Raw genomic sequence first — 15,536 nt, 5'->3', positions numbered from 1 at the left:
GTTGCCAAAGTTGGTTTTTCCAAAATCGACTTTGACACGCTTACGTCTAGATAAATTAAAAATTACACTCTGTGGTTTACTTTTTGGTTTTGGTATGTAAACTAGTCAGTGTAGTTTTTGAGTTGGGTCTTTCCCAACGGTTGAAGAGATACCAATGAAAAAATATCTATTACCGATTTTAGGAGTACTTGCCGTGGTCGCTATCGTAAGCACAGGTTCACAATCAAATGACAATCTAGATAAGCTTCCAAAGAAGTTTGCTAACAGTGAGTTAGAGTACAAATCGGGCATGTCTGATATTTTTTCAATCTTGAAAGCGTATGTAACCGTGGAAAGAAATGAGCCAGTGCCACGTGCTGCATTGCCTTTGATTCCGATGACAGCCGAGCAATTGATCGAAGAGACAGAAGACGTTGCGTACCGCTTAGGTCACTCAAGTGTGATGATGAAGCTAGATGGCAAGCTAGTGATGACTGACCCTGTGTTCAGTGATCGAGCATCACCAGTGCAATGGATGGGGCCAAAGCGCTTTCACCCAACCCCAATCTCACTGCAAGATCTACCTGACATCGATGTGGTAGTGATCAGCCATGATCACTACGACCATTTAGACAAAGGTGCCGTGAAGGTATTAGCCGACAAAGTAGGGACGTTCTTAGTGCCATTAAGAGTGGGCGCACTGTTGGAAAAGTGGGGCGTGGATAAAGAGAAGATCATCGAATTGAACTGGTGGGAATCGGCAACGGCCTCAGACATTGAGTTCACGTTGACACCGACACAGCATTTCTCTGGTCGTGGCTTGCTTGATCGTGACCAAACACTGTGGGGCAGTTGGGTTATTAACGCTTCAGACAAGAAAGTCTTCTTTAGCGGTGATTCTGGTTACTTCAATGGCTTTAAAGAGATTGGCGACCGTTTTGGGCCGTTTGATTTAACCATGGTTGAAACGGGTGCGTATAACTCACTTTGGGCGGATATTCATATGTTCCCAGAACAGAGTGTTCAGGCACACATTGATCTGCAAGGTAAGGTGATGATGCCAATCCACAACAGTACCTTCGACCTTTCTATGCATGATTGGCAAGACCCAATGGAACAAGCACTGGCGATAAGCAAAGAGCGAGATGTACAAATGGTAAGCCCGGTGATGGGTGAACGTTTGGTGATCTCAGAGCCTGTACCTGTTCAGGCATGGTGGAAACTAGCATCGAATTAGAGCTGTCATCCAAATAGACATAGCTAAACCACTAAGCTGTACAACCCAACTTATACACGAAACGCCACCGATCTTACGATTCGGTGGCGTTTTTTCGTTTTATTTTTAAGATCAGCTTTCTAAGTTCTGCGCCATTTTCTTCGCAATTTTTCTGAATTGTTCTAACTCGTCTTCGGCCATGCCTTTGGTCATTCTCTTCAGCATGTCTCGATCGATATCCGAGACCTTACTCATGATCTCTTGACCCTTATCAGTCAGAACCAATAACTGGCTGCGCTTGTCTTCCGGGTTCGGAGACTTCTTCACAAGTTCCTGATTGATCAAGGCATTAATGAGCCGAGTGACCTGTGCTTTATCACGATCTAGGAAGTGTGCGATATCGATAGCGGTACATGGAGACTTCTTAGTAATGATCTTCATGACACGAATGTTCATAGGTGCGATCTCTGAGTCTAAGCTCTCAATCTGTTCGCTCATTTGACGTTTCAAAGAGTGCACTAGACGAAAGATTGATTCTAGCGATGTGTTATCAGACATAAACGATCCTTAGAAATATAGTTGACATTATCAACTACTGTATTTATAGTTGACATTATCAACTTAATTGTTCGTAAATTCAAGACAGGAAATAGATATGACGATTCAAGCAACTCTAACGCCAACTCTTCCTGAGCAAAAAGGCACACCGGTTTTATACAAAGTTTTGGTCATGATGAGCTTAATGCTGACGATTGGCGGCAGTTTAACGGCTGTGATGACTTACATGAATGTCGGATTCGGCGAGGAATTTATTGGCAACTGGCTTTCTTCGTTAGCCCTTGTTGTCGTGATCATGATTCCAATGGGCACGGTGATGATGGCTTTAGTCACCAAAGCCGTTGCTAGAGTGTTCACAACTTATAGCGAGAAAGTTCGCAACCTGATCGTAGGACTGATCATGGCATTCATAATGGAGTCCATGATGGCATTTGTAACAGCGGCAAATAACATTGGATTTTCGGATACATCGGCGTTTACCAGTGGATGGTTTAATGGATTTATTGCCGCACTTCCCATTGGCCTTGCGATCATGGTCGTGATGTCGATGACGGTTAAACCTAAGCTCGAACGATTCATGAAGAGCTAACCAAAACACTTTTTAAGCATTTTAGGAGGTCCAAATGAAAGCATTCACAGGCAAACACAATAACTACCGTATCACTATCGAAGAAGTGAACATCAAAGAAGATCGTGAACTTCAAACCATGCAGTTTGAAATTGAAGACAGAGAAGATATGTTCGCGATTGTTGAGAAGATCAAACATGACAGCGGCTTAGATGAGCAATCAGCAGCGCGACTAGGAGTGAGCATTCGCTTGTTAGGCCCATTGATGATGCAAGATAGAAAACACCCTCTGTTTGTTGATTTTATGCCTCACTTCAGAAACTTCATGCAGAATTTGAAGAAGACGTTGAAAGGGCAGTAAAGCCTAACCATCAGCAACACATCGAAAAGCCAGTAACGAACTTACTGGCTTTTTTACATTTAAATCAAAATAGTTTCAGTTGTTTGCGTCTAGAATATGCGAAAATTGATGGCTGAATTTTCGGTGTAGCACCGTTGTTGAATTGTCTATTCAAGCTTTAAGAAATCCGATATTATACTGGTCATAAAACTAAAGGTGGTATTATATGACAAATGTATTTAAACAAGCAGCTGAAGAACTGTTGAGTCGTCGTGTTGCTGGCACCAAAGCACCAAGATTGGACGAACAGTACCGTCCGAATAACTTGGAAGATGCGCTAAAGATCCAATCTTCAATGATCGATTTGAAAAGCGATAAAGTCGGCGGTTGGAAGTGCTTACTTCCTCTGGCTGAAGACAAGTTTGTTGTTGCGCCAATCTTCTCGGGCAGCGTTCAACAAGGCGAAGTTTGTGAACTGTTTGCTGACAACGGCGTAGTACGCGTTGAGCCTGAAATCGCATTTACGCTTGCTAAGAGCCTGCCTGCAAGCCAAGAAGGCTACAGCGAAGAGCAAATCAACGAAGCGATTGGTTCTTGCCACATGGCACTTGAGTTAATGCAGTCTCGTTTTGCGGATGACAGCGGCGCTGAGTTCTATGAAAAGCTGGCCGATGGCCTAGTAAACCAAGGTCTATTTATTGGCTCTGAGATTGATCGCGAAAAAGCGTTCACTTCTGCAGAGATCAGTATTGAAGTGACTCAAGGCGAGCAAGTTCAAGCATTCGACGGTAAGCACCCGAATACACTGCCACCAAGCCCAATTTACTGGCTGATTAATTACATGACACGTCGTGGTGTTGATTTCCAAGCGGGTGAAGCCATTATCACGGGCTCTTACTGCGGTATTGTAGAAATGGGATTCGATAAGCCAACGACCTTCCACTACGAAGGCATTGGTGAATACCAAGTAACGTTCAAGCAGAAACGCTAACTTCTAGCGGCGCACTATCTGTTATCGAAAGGCTGTTTACTGATGAGTAAATAGCCTTTTTTATTACGTGATGCTTAATAGGGTTCTTATTACTTTGCATTAAATTAGGCGTTTAGACGTCTAGACGTTGACAAGTTCTAAGTGTGACATTAGTCTGCTCACCTTCCTGTTCTATTGTGTTGTCGTTCCATGTCCAATTCAAAAAATTCTAACGCGGTAATTGCCCCTTCTGCAGTGGCGCTTATCCCTCTGATCGTTTTCCTTGCGCTGTTTATTGGCGTGGGTACATACCTGTCGCTACAAGGCGTCGATTTTGCTTTCTATCAGCTTCCAGCTCCGATTGCGGCTCTGCCTGCCGTGATGTTAGCGTTGCTATTGAGCAAAGATAAATTGAACCGTGCGATCGAGCAGTTCTTAGGTGGTGTGGGTCACAAAGACATTATTGCAATGTGTATGATCTACCTATTGGCGGGTGCTTTTGCGGCTGTAGCTAAAGCTTCTGGTGGCGTGGACGCGACGGTAAATCTTGGTCTATCTGCTATCCCAACGAGCATGATCCTACCGGGCATCTTCCTTATTTCGGCGTTCATTGCGACGGCAATGGGTACTTCTATGGGTACTATCGCTGCGGTTGCTCCTGTTGCACTAGGCATTGCTGACTCAGCTGGCATGAGTATTCCTCTAACCGCTGGCGTAGTGCTAAGTGGCGCTATGTTTGGTGACAACCTTTCTATCATCTCTGATACCACGATTGCCGCGACACGCTCGCAAGGCTGTGAGATGAGAGATAAGTTTAAAGAGAACATCCGCATTGCACTTCCTGCTGCACTTATCGCGATTGTTATCTTTGCTTTCAACAGCACGGCAACTCAGGTTCCTGAAACAGGTCCAATCGAGTGGCTAAAAGTCCTTCCGTACATCACTATCTTGATTCTTGCGGTATCGGGCATGAATGTCTTTGTCGTGTTGGCGATTGGTATCTTGCTGGCGGGTGGCGTGAGCCTAGGTTCTGTTGAGAACTACGGTATGACTGATTACGCTCAAGATATCTATGCAGGCTTCGGCAACATGCAGGAGATTTTCTTATTGTCGATGCTAATTGGCGGTTTGAGTGAGCTAATGCGTCGTCAAGGTGGATTGGCGTTCCTGACTAACTTAGTAAGTGGTGTGATTCGTGCGTTTGGCTCTTCACACTCTAAGCAAGCGAATGGTCGTGCGAGTGAGCTAGGCATTGCTGGCTTGGTATCTATGGTGAACCTATGTACTGCAAACAACACGGTAGCGATTATTGTGTCTGGTAGTGTGGCTCGTCAATTGGCGGAAGAGAACAATGTGTCTCCACGTCGTTCTGCAAGCTTGTTGGATATCTTCTCTTGTGTGATTCAAGGCGTGTTGCCTTACGGTGCGCAGGTATTGCTGTTAGGTTCGGTATTTAACCTATCGCCTTTGGATATTGTAGCTAACTCTTACTACTGTTTTGCTCTTGCAATCGTGGCTGTGGTTGCTGTGTTTATTAAACACCCAGCACGTCAAGTGGCTCAAGCTTAGTAACAATTGACCAAACTGAGTGCTCACTGGCTCTGATAAGAAGGCTCCTTAATAGGAGCTTTTTTGTGCGTGAAACTCATGGCTTGAAAATTCAATGTACGTCTTCAAATACAAGAAAACCGCCTATGTAGACGGTTTCTAATTTCGTTATAGCGGTTTTCAAGTTTATTGTAGTGTGAATGACAATTAGGCTTGAGAGCTTTAATTCAGCTTATTAGTCACGAACTCTTTGTTTCTGACCATTAGCCACATCAGGCCGCCTAGCGTACCGATGGATAATTGGATAAAGCCTAGGTTTTCAATCAGTGACTCTGGGCGGATTGAAACTAATACCATGCCAAGCGAGCCACAAATCATGCTGAAGAACTGTATCAGTGCGACGGCAGAGCCCGTGTCATGATCTTGTTGATTCAACATCAAGTTGGTCCCCGGTACTCGCATGATGATCGCCATTAATGTCGCTGGTGCAGCGATGAACATGAAGAACCAAGGGGACAGGTCGCCAATGGTTAGGGTGAAGATTCCCGCAAGCGCTAATAAAGCAAAACATCCTGAGATGACCTTTTGAACCGGCATTCGGTAGGACAACTTCATGTAAATTGTTGGACCAAATGAGGCGCACAGTGCATTGAATGCGAACGCGTAACTAAACTGTTGTTCGGTCAATCCAAAGTGATCGATGTAGATATAAGAACCCGCCGCAAGAAAGCCCATCAACGCCATCGGTATGATAGAGAAAATGACCAGCAGCTTGACGAACGAGCGGTTTTTCATGACCACGCCCATTCTTCCCCATGATCGGAATATAGAACCTTGGTATTTGTTTTCGAGTGTTTCTCGGTAGCAGCAAGCTAATACTGACGCAAATGCACCAAAAATGGCGAGCGTGACAAACATCATTCGCCAAGAAGCAATTTTCAGTAGAAAGGCACCAAATACAGGCGCAACCATTGGCGCGATGATCACCAGTGACATGATAGTCGCCATGATCTTTTCACGTTCTCGGCCGTCATAAAGATCTTTGACAATGGCGGTAGCGATAACGGTGATAGCACTGCCAGCAAAGGCTTGGAATACACGAGCACTAATCAACTGTTCGATGCTATTGGTCATCGCGCACAATATGCTCGCGACCATATAGCTCGCTAATCCAATTAATAGGATCGGCTTACGACCAAATTTTTCGCTGAGCGGCCCCCAGAACAAAAGACCGATGGCGTAAGTAACGAAGTAGCTGCTCAGGGTTAGGTTGACCATTGATCGGTCAGTATTAAACACCTCGACCATCTGCGGAAGCGCAGGTAAGTAAAGGTCGATGGTCAATGGAGGGAAAGCACTTATTATGACGAGAAAAAATAGCATACCGGTCTTTCCCAGTACTGGTTGTGGTCTCTTCAAGGTCGCTCTCCGTTGTCCAAGGTAGGTTTCTAATTGATGTGATATTGATATACAGAAGGTTAAGGCACGTCAGACAAGAAGGATAGAGTTGTTCAAGAATATGGTGAAAGTATCGATGAACTTATCTCTATGAGTCCGAATCTACGAAGTCGGTCTGTATACTGAATTGTATTACAAAACATTATTACTTTTATAGCTAACGAGTTCAATCAGTTAGTAGCAGGGTAGCTTGTGATCGCCAACGACACATTGTAATGATTATCGAGTTGGCTTGTTATCTTTTCTTTGGGCGCTTTTCGACTAAACCGTTACGCTCTAAACCGCGTCTAACACTGCTGCATAGCTTACCAAAGCGGCGCAGTTCCTCGAAGTTGGGGCCTTGGCCAATGGAAATACTGTGCTCCCAATACATTAACTCACTGTCGACCATCTCTAGTAGTTTCTTAGAGCAACCCGAGCAATTTCCTTTTGGACCACAGATAAACGTCTCTGACTCGTAAAGTGGGAGTTCGTTTTTAACTTCTTCAATTAAGTTAAGCATTGCCGAGTTTAAGTCTGGCTTTTTGGATGTAAGTGGCTTCAAGCTCGGTGCTTGAGTCGCAATTAATGGGGAAGTCAGTTTGTTAGGTTGTAAATTCAAAGCAGCTGATGACATATCAAAGGCCTCAAGGAGAGAAGAAGGTGGGCATGCTACTCTTCACAACAAAGTGAATCTTGATGTAGTGCAATAAGCGTGGATATATACCCAAAAGAGGTAGGAGCCACAAGCGGTTGTGACTCCTTATCAAAGCTCGGTACTAATGAGAGATTTTAGAATTCGGCGTCGAACTGGAATTCCATCCACTCTTTGGTGACTGGGTGGTGCAGCGCAAGTCTTTCTGCGTGTAAGTGCAATCGGTCGGCTTTATTGCCATACAAGCCGTCACCGACGATAGGCATGTTAAGGCCTTCTTGGTGTGAACAGTGAACACGCAACTGGTGTGTACGCCCTGTTTTAGGATGCAGGTAAACCTTAGTGGTTTGCCCGTTTCGCTCAATCACTTCCCATTTGGTTTCTGCTGGCTTGCCGTGTTCGAAGCAGACAATTTGACGAGGGCGGTCATACAAATCACCACGCAATGGCAGTCGAACATAGCCTTCATTTTCTGTTAGAACGCCTTCAATCATTGCCACGTAACGCTTTTCGACTTCACGAGTAATGAACTGCTTCTGTAAGCTCTTGTTCGCACGTCGTGTGAGAGCGAAGATTAGAATGCCAGAGGTCGCCATGTCTAAGCGATGAATCACAAATGGGCCTTCAACATCGGGATGCATTTCTTGAACACGTGTGTAGGCGGAATCTTTGATGGTTTTACCCGGCACGGATAGAAAACCTGCTGGCTTGTGTACTACCACGATGTGCTCATCTTGGAACAGAATATCCAGCTCTTTGCCTTCTGCTGGGTTCTCTAGCAATGGGTTTGGATCGACTTCTAGGCCTTTCATCATATGGCCTAAAATCGGCACACATTTACTCTGACAAGAAGCGTAGTATTTCTTGTGCTTGCGGATTTCCGACTTTGGAGAGCGGCCCCACCAAAATTCAGCCAATGCCAGTGGCGTGTAACCATGTAAGTACGCGTATTGCAGCAATTTAGGCGCAGCGCATTCGCCAGAGCCAGCTGGTGGTATCTTGTTTGGCGTGTTTTCAAAGATTTGGTTAAGGTCTTCAACGCTTCCTTCCGCATTTTGGAAAGCGTATTGTGAAAACAACTTGTGTTGAAGCTGATGAGAAATGTGTGCTCTTTGCTCTTTTAGCTCAGCCAGTTGAGTGTTGAACACATCAACTTTAGCTTGCAACACTTGCAGGGTCTGTTCCCAGTTAAGTTTTAGGTACTTCTGCTGGTTCTTGTCGGCAACACTGGCTTTGTTTAGCTCATTATTTAGCTGTTCGAAAGTTTGCTCATCAAGGTTTTCTTTACCTTGTTCACGTTGTTCTTTACGCGTTTTTCGGCCTTCAATAATCAATAGACGTTGAGCTTCAATCTCTTGCTCGGCTTGCGCTTTTTGCTGTGCCAGTTGCTCGCACAATTCAAGGTATTCAGTATTTGCTTGCAGCGCTTTAAACTCAGCGTTGACAGCCATCATGTCGGCTGTGTCTTGATGGAAAAAGCTGTCGCTGCTGAGCATGTCGAACACGGGCGGTACAAAGTGAGGCAGTAGGTTTTGGTCGGCGATTTTCCCTGAAAAAGCAGAGAAGTACCCCAATTCACCTTCAGGGCTTTTCACCAATAACACACCAAACATTTTGCCGCGACCAGCGTCAGAATCCAGTCCGAAGTCATGCTGCCAGTCGGTTTGAGTTTCTAGATATTGTTGAAGCTGATGAGAAGCGATTTCACACAGTGGGTGCGGTTCGTAGTAGAACGGGAATGTGAAACGCTCAGGCAACGAATATGACTCGATCGGCTGTTGAAAACGAGTGAAGCAATGCTCAGGTGTGTGGCTGTTTTCTGAGTCGTGCGTTGGTTTTGATGAGTGCATAGTCGTATTAATACTTATATCGTGGTGATAAATGGTTGTGAGTCTACTGTGTATGTTTAGAGACGTTAAACACAGTACAAGGCGGCGATTCTACTCTTTATCGAAAAGCGCCTCAAATAAGAAATGGTTCTATTACTGGATAGCTAAGCGAGACGGTTAATACTGAACCCATGAGTTATAGCTTGAACACCATTAATTGATGAGTAACTTCTCGTTTTTAATCATAGAAGACAATTTAACAAACCAAGGGTGGTAGCCTTGCTGCCCTCTTATGAAAACTAAGGTAACGTTATGATTCCACTCAATACTTCGATTGTTTCCGGTGTCGCTATTTCAGAGATCGACGGACAAATGAAAATGCTATTAATGAAGCGTGTTAAAGGCGAATTTTGGTGCCATGTCGCAGGCTCGATTGAAGCGGGCGAAACAGGTTGGCAGGCTATCGTGCGCGAATTTGAAGAAGAGACCCAAATTAAAGTGGAAGCTTTGTATAACGCGCAGTTTCTGGAGCAGTTTTACGAGGCGCACGTTAATGTAATTCAGCTAATCCCTGTGTTTGCGGTGCTATGCCCACCCAACCAAGCGATTGAACTGAATGACGAACACACCGAGTACCGCTGGTGTAATTTAGAAGAAGCAAAAGCGTTAGCGCCGTTCCCCAACCAACATGCCGTCTACGATCATATTTGGTCGTATTTTGTCGATAAGCCAGTCAATCCGCTTTACCGAGTGAAATTGAACTAATACTGGCTGTTTAAGATCTAGGACTTACCAAGGTAAGGGGTTAAAAAGGCGCTCACTTGCGCTTGGCATAACCCCACATCCACCTTCACGCCGTGCGATTCAAGGATGGCAACTCCACGACCATTATTACGAGGGTCTGGGTCTAGCATCGCCACGACTACGTGTTTTACACCTGCTTTAACCAATGTATTGGCGCAAGCGGGTGTTCTGCCGACAAACGAACATGGCTCTAAAGTTACGTAAGCGGTAACCCCTTCCATTGTTCCGTCCGTTTTGTCGTTATAGTTATTGAGTGCTTCAACCTCGGCGTGGTTTCCGCCGACTTTTTGCGTGTATCCAACAGACACCACCTTATCGTCTTTCACCAAAACACACCCTACTGGCGGGTTTGGTTGGCAATCGGGTAGGGCTTGGCGCGAAGCTTCAAGAGCTTGCTGCATGTATTGTTGGTTCATGGTCGTTACTCAGTATGACGAGAGAGCGCAGCAGTTAGTGGTCGCGTGCGGTTGATGAGTTGATTAGTTACTAAGCTAATAAATTAATAAGCTAACAAGTGGGGGCATGTTCGATCTGATTGGGCTTTTAGTCAATGGTTTTAGCTTTGAATTCGAAAGCTAGTTAACTGTGACTAATCGTTAACTTGAACCACTGGGTCAGCCAGTTCTTGGATTGTACTCTTTGATCAAAGATATCTCGGTTACGCTTTGGGTTGGGTGTGATTTGCAAATCAAACAAACTCTCTAAACCAAAAGACGAAATACATTCGATGTCTCCATTGAGGCTTTGCTTTACGGCCACTGCGGTCTCTTTCTCTGGCCAGTAACTCATCGCATCCAATGAGCTTTGGTAAGACTCATCCCCATTTCTGGTGTGCATGTTGGCTTGATTGCGAACTTGCCAATTCAATTCAGGTAACCGTTGTTTAAGCTGAGCCTCGTATCGAAGATCCGATTCGTAAGAGGTATCAATGGGATCAAAGTAGATCACATCAATATCATTGAGTGGAGTCGGGGAGGCATAACCATGTAGGTGATCCCAAACGAGGTTTCTCACAAAGCCCGCAGCAACATAGCACTGCGGCAAATCCAGGTGAGCGACACAGTCTAAAACCTGCATTCGTAAGGGATCTTGTTTGATCAACGTGACGATGTGGTTGGCTAGCGGATGTATCATTATGATGTCGGAACGTCGGTGACTTGGTAGTGACGTGTCACGTTCTGGGAGATTTCACCCCATTCAGAGGCTTTTACTCGCTGTTGGTGCATTTCGAATGCTTCTCGGCTAGTGAATTCTTCATACACTTCAAAGCGATTAGGTTGAAGCGTGCTTTGACTGACTCGAAACACGATACAACCAGGTTCTTCCAGTGTCAGTTCTTTGTGTACAATCAAGGCTTGTGTGACGGCTTTTAGGTCGTTGTCTGGCACTAGAATATGCCCTTGCAGAATTACTTTACTCATAATTACGTCCATTTAATTACGTCTATTTAATTTTGTCCACTACGGCTTTTTTCTATAAAAAGCTTTACCCGTTACAAACATAATCCCATTTTGATGTTGTGACGTATAGGCTAATGTGGCGATTAATTGTTCACATTGAATACATCTTTGGTTACAGCGTAACTTTAGGGGCGATGTGAGCAATAAAAAATAAGACGTTGGAACTAAATCCGCGTTGGTCCGGTCTATTAAATTAGTATCATTGAACTGTATTGATACTGAAATGAATTTGTCATCTGAGAGAACTAACCTTAATTTTGAAGAGCGGCTCATAGGATTGAATTGAGCCATAGTTGATATCTAGGTCATACTTTGATGTAAATGGTACTCAAAACTCTATAAATTTTGTGATTTGTATCATTGATCTGGACATCAAACACCGTTAGATTCGAATGGTTGGCAATAAAAATAGCTCATGAAGAGCAGTTAAAGAAAAGGAAATATCCCTTATGAAAAAAATGAGAAGAGCACAGCTTCATCGCGTTCGTATCCAATACTGGAAAGACACGTCAAAAGAAGCATCAAAGAAATAAGCTTTAATCGTAGAGCTTTAAAAGCTGAAAAGCTTAATCAAATGTAAAACGCAACAAACTGATTTCATTAGCACTCTCAAGGACCTTCATCTGGTCGGCGACTAACGAAATCATCCCCAAAGAGCTGGCAGGCATTAACAACAATGCAATTCAATGTCAGCTCATTAATACCTCCTCTAAGTTTATCTTCGTTTGTTAAACCTGTTACCCCAAACTAAAGCTTGTTCCTTGTTCCTTGTTCCTTGTTCCTTGTTCCTTGTTATCGCATCCCTGTACTCGTTAACGTCTTGATAATAAAAAAGCTCCCGATTTCTCAGAAGCTTTGATTTAGATTTTGATATCTGATGTGACTGCCCGATAAAGGCTCGTGCTTAGGATAGACTCTAACGTTGGAACAGCGTCTTTAAGCTCACATCGTCCGTTCTATTTAGCTTTAGGCTCAGTAGATAGCCACCAACACCGATCAGTGCGTAAATACCTAAAGATAAAATCGGCGCTTCTGCAATCGCACTTAATGGGTTGCTTGCTATGAGTACATTCATTGGTAATGACGCGATGAGAGATAGGAAGTCATTGATGCCATAGAACCCAAACACTGCGACAGAGAGGAACTTAATCGCATAGCTTGAGATGAAAATGACAAGCAATGGAGAGTTTACCAGCTGCGAAATCGCTAGAGTGACGGTTGCCAGTGGCAATAAAACCAGTGCAACTAACATCATTCGTCCAAAAAACACGACCCAGTTGCTCAGCACATAAAACAGAGATTGCTGCTCAACCAATAGCGCCAGTTGTTGTTCACTTGAGACGTTCAATATCCAGAATAGAAAATCTGCGAACAGCACTAACAATGCACAGATAGCCGGAATAACCACTAAACCGAATCCTAGCTTCACGCCGTGAGTCATTGCGTTAGATACCGGCATACTTCTCCAAAACATCGAACTGCCTTCTTGGCGCTCTTTACGCAGCGTTTTAGGGATATATAGCGTCGACAGGATCAGTGAAATAAGGCCCGCGCCAAAGTAGATCACTGAGTTGAGATCTTGTGCGAACTCTCTGTGGATGTCGCTCACGTCACCGTTCACTTGCATTTCAAAGAAAAACTCATGTTGTGCTGCGCCATTAAAGAACAGACCAACGAACAGTAAGAAACCACATAACGCGACAAACAGAGGCAATCGAGTGTTAACTTTGTGCTCGATGAGTTCTTTTTCTAGCATGTAAAAACTTGGATGCATTATGCCTTCTCCATCTGTGTTGCAAGGAATAGATCTGCGAGACCAACGTTATAGATGTTACCCAGTGATTCAACCTGCGCTTTGTATTGACCTTCCAATAACCACTTAGTAGTGCCTAGCCCTGATTGTGAGGTCAGTGGGTTGAGTTTCTGAATCTCGCTTGAATGGTTGTTTGCGACTTCAATAATGAAATAGTCGCTCTCGATGTCTTCCATGCTTTTTTGCAGTACACAATGACCTTGCTTCAAAATCAGTACATCCGTTAATAGGTGTTCAATTTCTGAAACCTCATGGCTTGCAATGATCATGGCGCGTTCGCCGTCGTGGAACCATTCTAGTAGGTGGCGATAAAAAGTATCGCGGTACAGCAAATCTAAGCCCAGTGTAGGCTCATCTAAGATCAACACTTGAGTGTCAGTCGCGATGATGATCGCAAGGTGAAGTTGTACTTTCATCCCTTTAGAAAGCTGCTTGATAGTAGAAGACAACTTAATATTGGTGCTGCTTAACGTCTGCTCTGCTTTTTGCTTGTTGAAGCTAGGGTGCACACCTTGTGTGTATCGAAGCAGTTGTTTAACCGTCATCCACTCTGGTAACACGTTAACATCTGAGATGTACGACAAGTGCTGCATGAGCTCTGCGTGCTGGTGGATAGGGTGGTAGCCGTTTACTTCAATCTCACCTTGATAGTTGTGTCCACCAAGCAGTGATTTGATCAGAGTCGATTTACCCGCGCCATTGTGGCCAAGCAGACCAAGTACTTGTCCTGGCTTTAACTCAAAGCTGATGTTTTCGACACCCACTTGATTTGAATAGGTTTTGGTTACGTTTTTCACGGAAAGTAACGTACTCATGACTTGTCCTTTATATGTTGTGCTAGCTGTTTCACGAGTTCTTCGACACTCATATCAATGATGCCTAGCGTCTCAGCGATGGCTGGGATCTGTGTGTTGATGAATGATTGGTGTGCAGACTCTTTCAATTTTTGAAGTGCCCCTTCGGCCACATACATGCCTTGGCCGCGTTTTTTCTCTACCAAGTCTTCATCCACCAGTAACTGATAGCTTTTCATGACAGTAAGGTGGTTGATCTTGAGATCGGCAGCAACCGCACGCACAGAGGGTAATGCTTGTTGCTCTAACCAAACACCTTGAAGAATTTGGTCACTGATCTTTGCGGCAAGTTGCCTAAAGATCGGTTGGTCGTCTTTCCATTCGGTCATAATTAAAACTGCATGGTGATATACATGTGTATAACACTAACCTTTTTATACGAATTGGCAAGGGTTTTATGAAAATGGATCGGATATTTTTATAGTTGGATAAAGCATGTTTGGCGGGGAGGGTACTTGAAGCCTACTTCCTTGTGGGCTTTCAAGCAGCTGTATGAGCGATGATTATTTGAATAGGAAATGGTTGCTCATCAAGATTTCTATTAGGCAGGGCTTATTGCTCCTCTGAGTCATTAGGCCGGCTATACAGATAGCCTTGATGTAAGTTGTAGCCTAGCTGACACAAGATATATTGCTGCCTGCGCGTCTCGACACCTTCATAAATCATCGTGATATTTGATAAGCGTCCAATCTCAGAGATATTAAGCAATACACCCTGATGGTGCTCTCCTGACTCGATATCCTTAACAAAGCAACGATCCAGTTTTAGATAGGCCGGAGAGATAACATTGATGATTTCGATGTTGTTATTGCCCGTACCAAAGTCATCCAGAGCGATAGTAATACCAAGCTTTTTGATATCCTTAATGTTATCGATAACCTCACATCCATAGCCAATGTTCGAATATTCAGTAATCTCGACGACAAATTCATTCGCTTCCATCGCGGCTAAATGCTCTCTGAGCCTTGCGAAGTTCGACCCCACCAAAGCGCTCGGACACACGTTGACACCATAGATCTCATGGCTGTTGTGTAATTTGGCTTTTCTGACCGTCTCGATGAGCAAGATAGTGTGAAAGGTGAGTAAATTGGTGCGTCTCATGGTGTTGATGAAGCTTAAAACGCCAACGTTACGCACACGAGATAGCAACTCGTAATACAGGACGCTGTTGTCTTCGGTGTTGATGATGGGCTCTTCTTCAAAGGAGATGTGTTTCCAACGAAACAGGTAGATCACGAAACCCAGAATATAGGAGCGATAAAGCAGGGTGGCGAGTATCAGAGAAAGCGCAATCCATAGTGCAACAATGTCGTCACTGTAGAAGGTGATGGTTGCACCCGTTGGTAGGGAGGTTTGATAGATAGATTTACTCTCTTCGCCAAGGTTTAAGATGTGGTAACCATTCTTCTGGATGGAAATCGAATCGACTAATAGAGGCAATAGTGAGTTCTTGTATCGAGCTTCGATAGATCGTTTAGATATTCGAACGGCGTTGTTGATCAAAT

General features: G+C 44.3%; 17 protein-coding genes. 6 read left to right on the top strand and 11 right to left on the bottom strand.

Going from position 1 to position 15,536, the window contains the following annotated elements; all coding sequences use genetic code 11:
- Nucleotides 1-154 precede the first annotated feature (154 nt).
- Nucleotides 155-1,216 carry an MBL fold metallo-hydrolase gene (locus tag AB4486_RS21165; protein WP_029235615.1) on the top strand — a complete coding sequence of 354 codons (1,062 nt, stop codon included), beginning with the start codon at nucleotides 155-157 and terminating at the stop codon, nucleotides 1,214-1,216.
- Nucleotides 1,217-1,327: 111 nt separating this feature from the next.
- Here the strand turns inward: AB4486_RS21165 and AB4486_RS21160 are convergent, their stop codons facing one another.
- Nucleotides 1,328-1,753 (bottom strand): MarR family winged helix-turn-helix transcriptional regulator, encoded by a 426-nt coding sequence (locus AB4486_RS21160; protein ID WP_017060573.1) that lies wholly within the window; start codon nucleotides 1,751-1,753, stop codon nucleotides 1,328-1,330.
- Between the two features lie 97 nt (nucleotides 1,754-1,850).
- Between AB4486_RS21160 and AB4486_RS21155 the strand changes: the two genes are divergently transcribed.
- From AB4486_RS21155 to AB4486_RS21140, 4 genes are all read left to right on the top strand, one after another.
- Entirely contained in the window at nucleotides 1,851-2,342 is a 492-nt protein-coding gene (locus tag AB4486_RS21155) for a DUF2798 domain-containing protein (RefSeq protein ID WP_372118515.1), read from the top strand.
- A gap of 34 nt (nucleotides 2,343-2,376) precedes the next feature.
- Nucleotides 2,377-2,682, top strand: a complete 306-nt coding sequence (locus AB4486_RS21150; protein WP_017060575.1) for a DUF3861 domain-containing protein — start codon at nucleotides 2,377-2,379, stop codon at nucleotides 2,680-2,682.
- 205 nt (nucleotides 2,683-2,887) lie between these two features.
- Nucleotides 2,888-3,652, top strand: a complete 765-nt coding sequence (locus AB4486_RS21145) for a hydratase (RefSeq protein ID WP_372103359.1) — start codon at nucleotides 2,888-2,890, stop codon at nucleotides 3,650-3,652.
- 189 nt (nucleotides 3,653-3,841) lie between these two features.
- On the top strand, nucleotides 3,842-5,200 hold the full coding sequence (locus tag AB4486_RS21140; RefSeq protein WP_372103357.1) for a Na+/H+ antiporter NhaC family protein: 1,359 nt from the start codon (nucleotides 3,842-3,844) through the stop codon (nucleotides 5,198-5,200).
- A 201-nt stretch (nucleotides 5,201-5,401) separates the two neighbouring features.
- On the opposite strand, the gene AB4486_RS21135 is transcribed toward AB4486_RS21140, so the two are convergent.
- The 3 genes from AB4486_RS21135 to AB4486_RS21125 form a co-directional block, all read right to left on the bottom strand.
- Nucleotides 5,402-6,562: a multidrug effflux MFS transporter gene (locus AB4486_RS21135; RefSeq protein ID WP_102428768.1), complete on the bottom strand. Its 1,161-nt coding sequence runs from the start codon at nucleotides 6,560-6,562 to the stop codon at nucleotides 5,402-5,404.
- A 310-nt stretch (nucleotides 6,563-6,872) separates the two neighbouring features.
- On the bottom strand, nucleotides 6,873-7,253 hold the full coding sequence (locus AB4486_RS21130) for a hypothetical protein (RefSeq protein ID WP_017064884.1): 381 nt from the start codon (nucleotides 7,251-7,253) through the stop codon (nucleotides 6,873-6,875).
- Nucleotides 7,254-7,408: 155 nt separating this feature from the next.
- Complete coding sequence (locus tag AB4486_RS21125; protein ID WP_017064883.1) at nucleotides 7,409-9,121, bottom strand: RluA family pseudouridine synthase; 1,713 nt, start codon at nucleotides 9,119-9,121, stop codon at nucleotides 7,409-7,411.
- A 291-nt stretch (nucleotides 9,122-9,412) separates the two neighbouring features.
- Between AB4486_RS21125 and AB4486_RS21120 the strand changes: the two genes are divergently transcribed.
- The gene (locus AB4486_RS21120; protein WP_016769103.1) at nucleotides 9,413-9,865 is read left to right on the top strand and encodes an NUDIX pyrophosphatase; all 453 of its coding nucleotides are present in this window, start codon (nucleotides 9,413-9,415) and stop codon (nucleotides 9,863-9,865) included.
- Nucleotides 9,866-9,882: 17 nt separating this feature from the next.
- Here AB4486_RS21120 and AB4486_RS21115 read toward each other — a convergent pair whose 3' ends face one another.
- The 7 genes from AB4486_RS21115 to AB4486_RS21085 all read right to left on the bottom strand — a co-directional run.
- A complete protein-coding gene (locus AB4486_RS21115) occupies nucleotides 9,883-10,320 on the bottom strand; it encodes a bifunctional diaminohydroxyphosphoribosylaminopyrimidine deaminase/5-amino-6-(5-phosphoribosylamino)uracil reductase RibD (protein WP_371725209.1) in 438 nt (145 codons plus the stop codon).
- Nucleotides 10,321-10,483: 163 nt separating this feature from the next.
- Nucleotides 10,484-11,038, bottom strand: a complete 555-nt coding sequence (locus AB4486_RS21110; RefSeq protein WP_372118511.1) for a nucleotidyltransferase family protein — start codon at nucleotides 11,036-11,038, stop codon at nucleotides 10,484-10,486.
- On the bottom strand, nucleotides 11,038-11,325 hold the full coding sequence (locus tag AB4486_RS21105) for a putative quinol monooxygenase (RefSeq protein WP_017066682.1): 288 nt from the start codon (nucleotides 11,323-11,325) through the stop codon (nucleotides 11,038-11,040). Before AB4486_RS21105 ends, AB4486_RS21110 begins: the two co-directional genes overlap by 1 nt.
- A 955-nt stretch (nucleotides 11,326-12,280) precedes the next feature.
- The gene (locus AB4486_RS21100; RefSeq protein WP_017083226.1) at nucleotides 12,281-13,138 is read right to left on the bottom strand and encodes a hypothetical protein; all 858 of its coding nucleotides are present in this window, start codon (nucleotides 13,136-13,138) and stop codon (nucleotides 12,281-12,283) included.
- On the bottom strand, nucleotides 13,138-13,992 hold the full coding sequence (locus tag AB4486_RS21095; protein ID WP_017079596.1) for an ABC transporter ATP-binding protein: 855 nt from the start codon (nucleotides 13,990-13,992) through the stop codon (nucleotides 13,138-13,140). Before AB4486_RS21095 ends, AB4486_RS21100 begins: the two co-directional genes overlap by 1 nt.
- Entirely contained in the window at nucleotides 13,989-14,360 is a 372-nt protein-coding gene (locus tag AB4486_RS21090) for a GntR family transcriptional regulator (RefSeq protein ID WP_004729948.1), read from the bottom strand. Before AB4486_RS21090 ends, AB4486_RS21095 begins: the two co-directional genes overlap by 4 nt.
- 223 nt (nucleotides 14,361-14,583) lie before the next feature.
- On the bottom strand, nucleotides 14,584-15,536 hold a 953-nt coding region (locus AB4486_RS21085; RefSeq protein ID WP_372118508.1), incomplete at its 5' end, for an EAL domain-containing protein.

Origin of the sequence: Vibrio sp. 10N.222.55.C6, from assembly GCF_041473395.1 — a bacterium.
In the GTDB taxonomy this organism is placed as follows: Bacteria; Pseudomonadota; Gammaproteobacteria; order Enterobacterales; family Vibrionaceae; genus Vibrio; species Vibrio crassostreae_C.
The sequence above is the reverse complement of the archived record's forward strand: the minus strand, read 5'-3'. Positions and strand labels throughout refer to the sequence as shown.

Bases quoted from the DNA above. Each gene is read 5' to 3' on its own strand.
- AB4486_RS21130 (WP_017064884.1), bottom strand. From the start codon at position 7,253: ATGTCATCAGCTGCTTTGAATTTACAACCTAACAAACTGACTTCCCCA.
- AB4486_RS21115 (WP_371725209.1), bottom strand. From the start codon at position 10,320: ATGAACCAACAATACATGCAGCAAGCTCTTGAAGCTTCGCGCCAAGCC.
- AB4486_RS21155 (WP_372118515.1), top strand. From the start codon at position 1,851: ATGACGATTCAAGCAACTCTAACGCCAACTCTTCCTGAGCAAAAAGGC.
- AB4486_RS21090 (WP_004729948.1), bottom strand. From the start codon at position 14,360: ATGACCGAATGGAAAGACGACCAACCGATCTTTAGGCAACTTGCCGCA.
- AB4486_RS21125 (WP_017064883.1), bottom strand. From the start codon at position 9,121: ATGCACTCATCAAAACCAACGCACGACTCAGAAAACAGCCACACACCT.
- AB4486_RS21150 (WP_017060575.1), top strand. From the start codon at position 2,377: ATGAAAGCATTCACAGGCAAACACAATAACTACCGTATCACTATCGAA.
- AB4486_RS21140 (WP_372103357.1), top strand. From the start codon at position 3,842: ATGTCCAATTCAAAAAATTCTAACGCGGTAATTGCCCCTTCTGCAGTG.
- AB4486_RS21145 (WP_372103359.1), top strand. From the start codon at position 2,888: ATGACAAATGTATTTAAACAAGCAGCTGAAGAACTGTTGAGTCGTCGT.
- AB4486_RS21160 (WP_017060573.1), bottom strand. From the start codon at position 1,753: ATGTCTGATAACACATCGCTAGAATCAATCTTTCGTCTAGTGCACTCT.
- AB4486_RS21165 (WP_029235615.1), top strand. From the start codon at position 155: ATGAAAAAATATCTATTACCGATTTTAGGAGTACTTGCCGTGGTCGCT.
- AB4486_RS21095 (WP_017079596.1), bottom strand. From the start codon at position 13,992: ATGAGTACGTTACTTTCCGTGAAAAACGTAACCAAAACCTATTCAAAT.
- AB4486_RS21120 (WP_016769103.1), top strand. From the start codon at position 9,413: ATGATTCCACTCAATACTTCGATTGTTTCCGGTGTCGCTATTTCAGAG.
- AB4486_RS21110 (WP_372118511.1), bottom strand. From the start codon at position 11,038: ATGATACATCCGCTAGCCAACCACATCGTCACGTTGATCAAACAAGAT.
- AB4486_RS21105 (WP_017066682.1), bottom strand. From the start codon at position 11,325: ATGAGTAAAGTAATTCTGCAAGGGCATATTCTAGTGCCAGACAACGAC.
- AB4486_RS21135 (WP_102428768.1), bottom strand. From the start codon at position 6,562: ATGCTATTTTTTCTCGTCATAATAAGTGCTTTCCCTCCATTGACCATC.
- AB4486_RS21100 (WP_017083226.1), bottom strand. From the start codon at position 13,138: ATGCATCCAAGTTTTTACATGCTAGAAAAAGAACTCATCGAGCACAAA.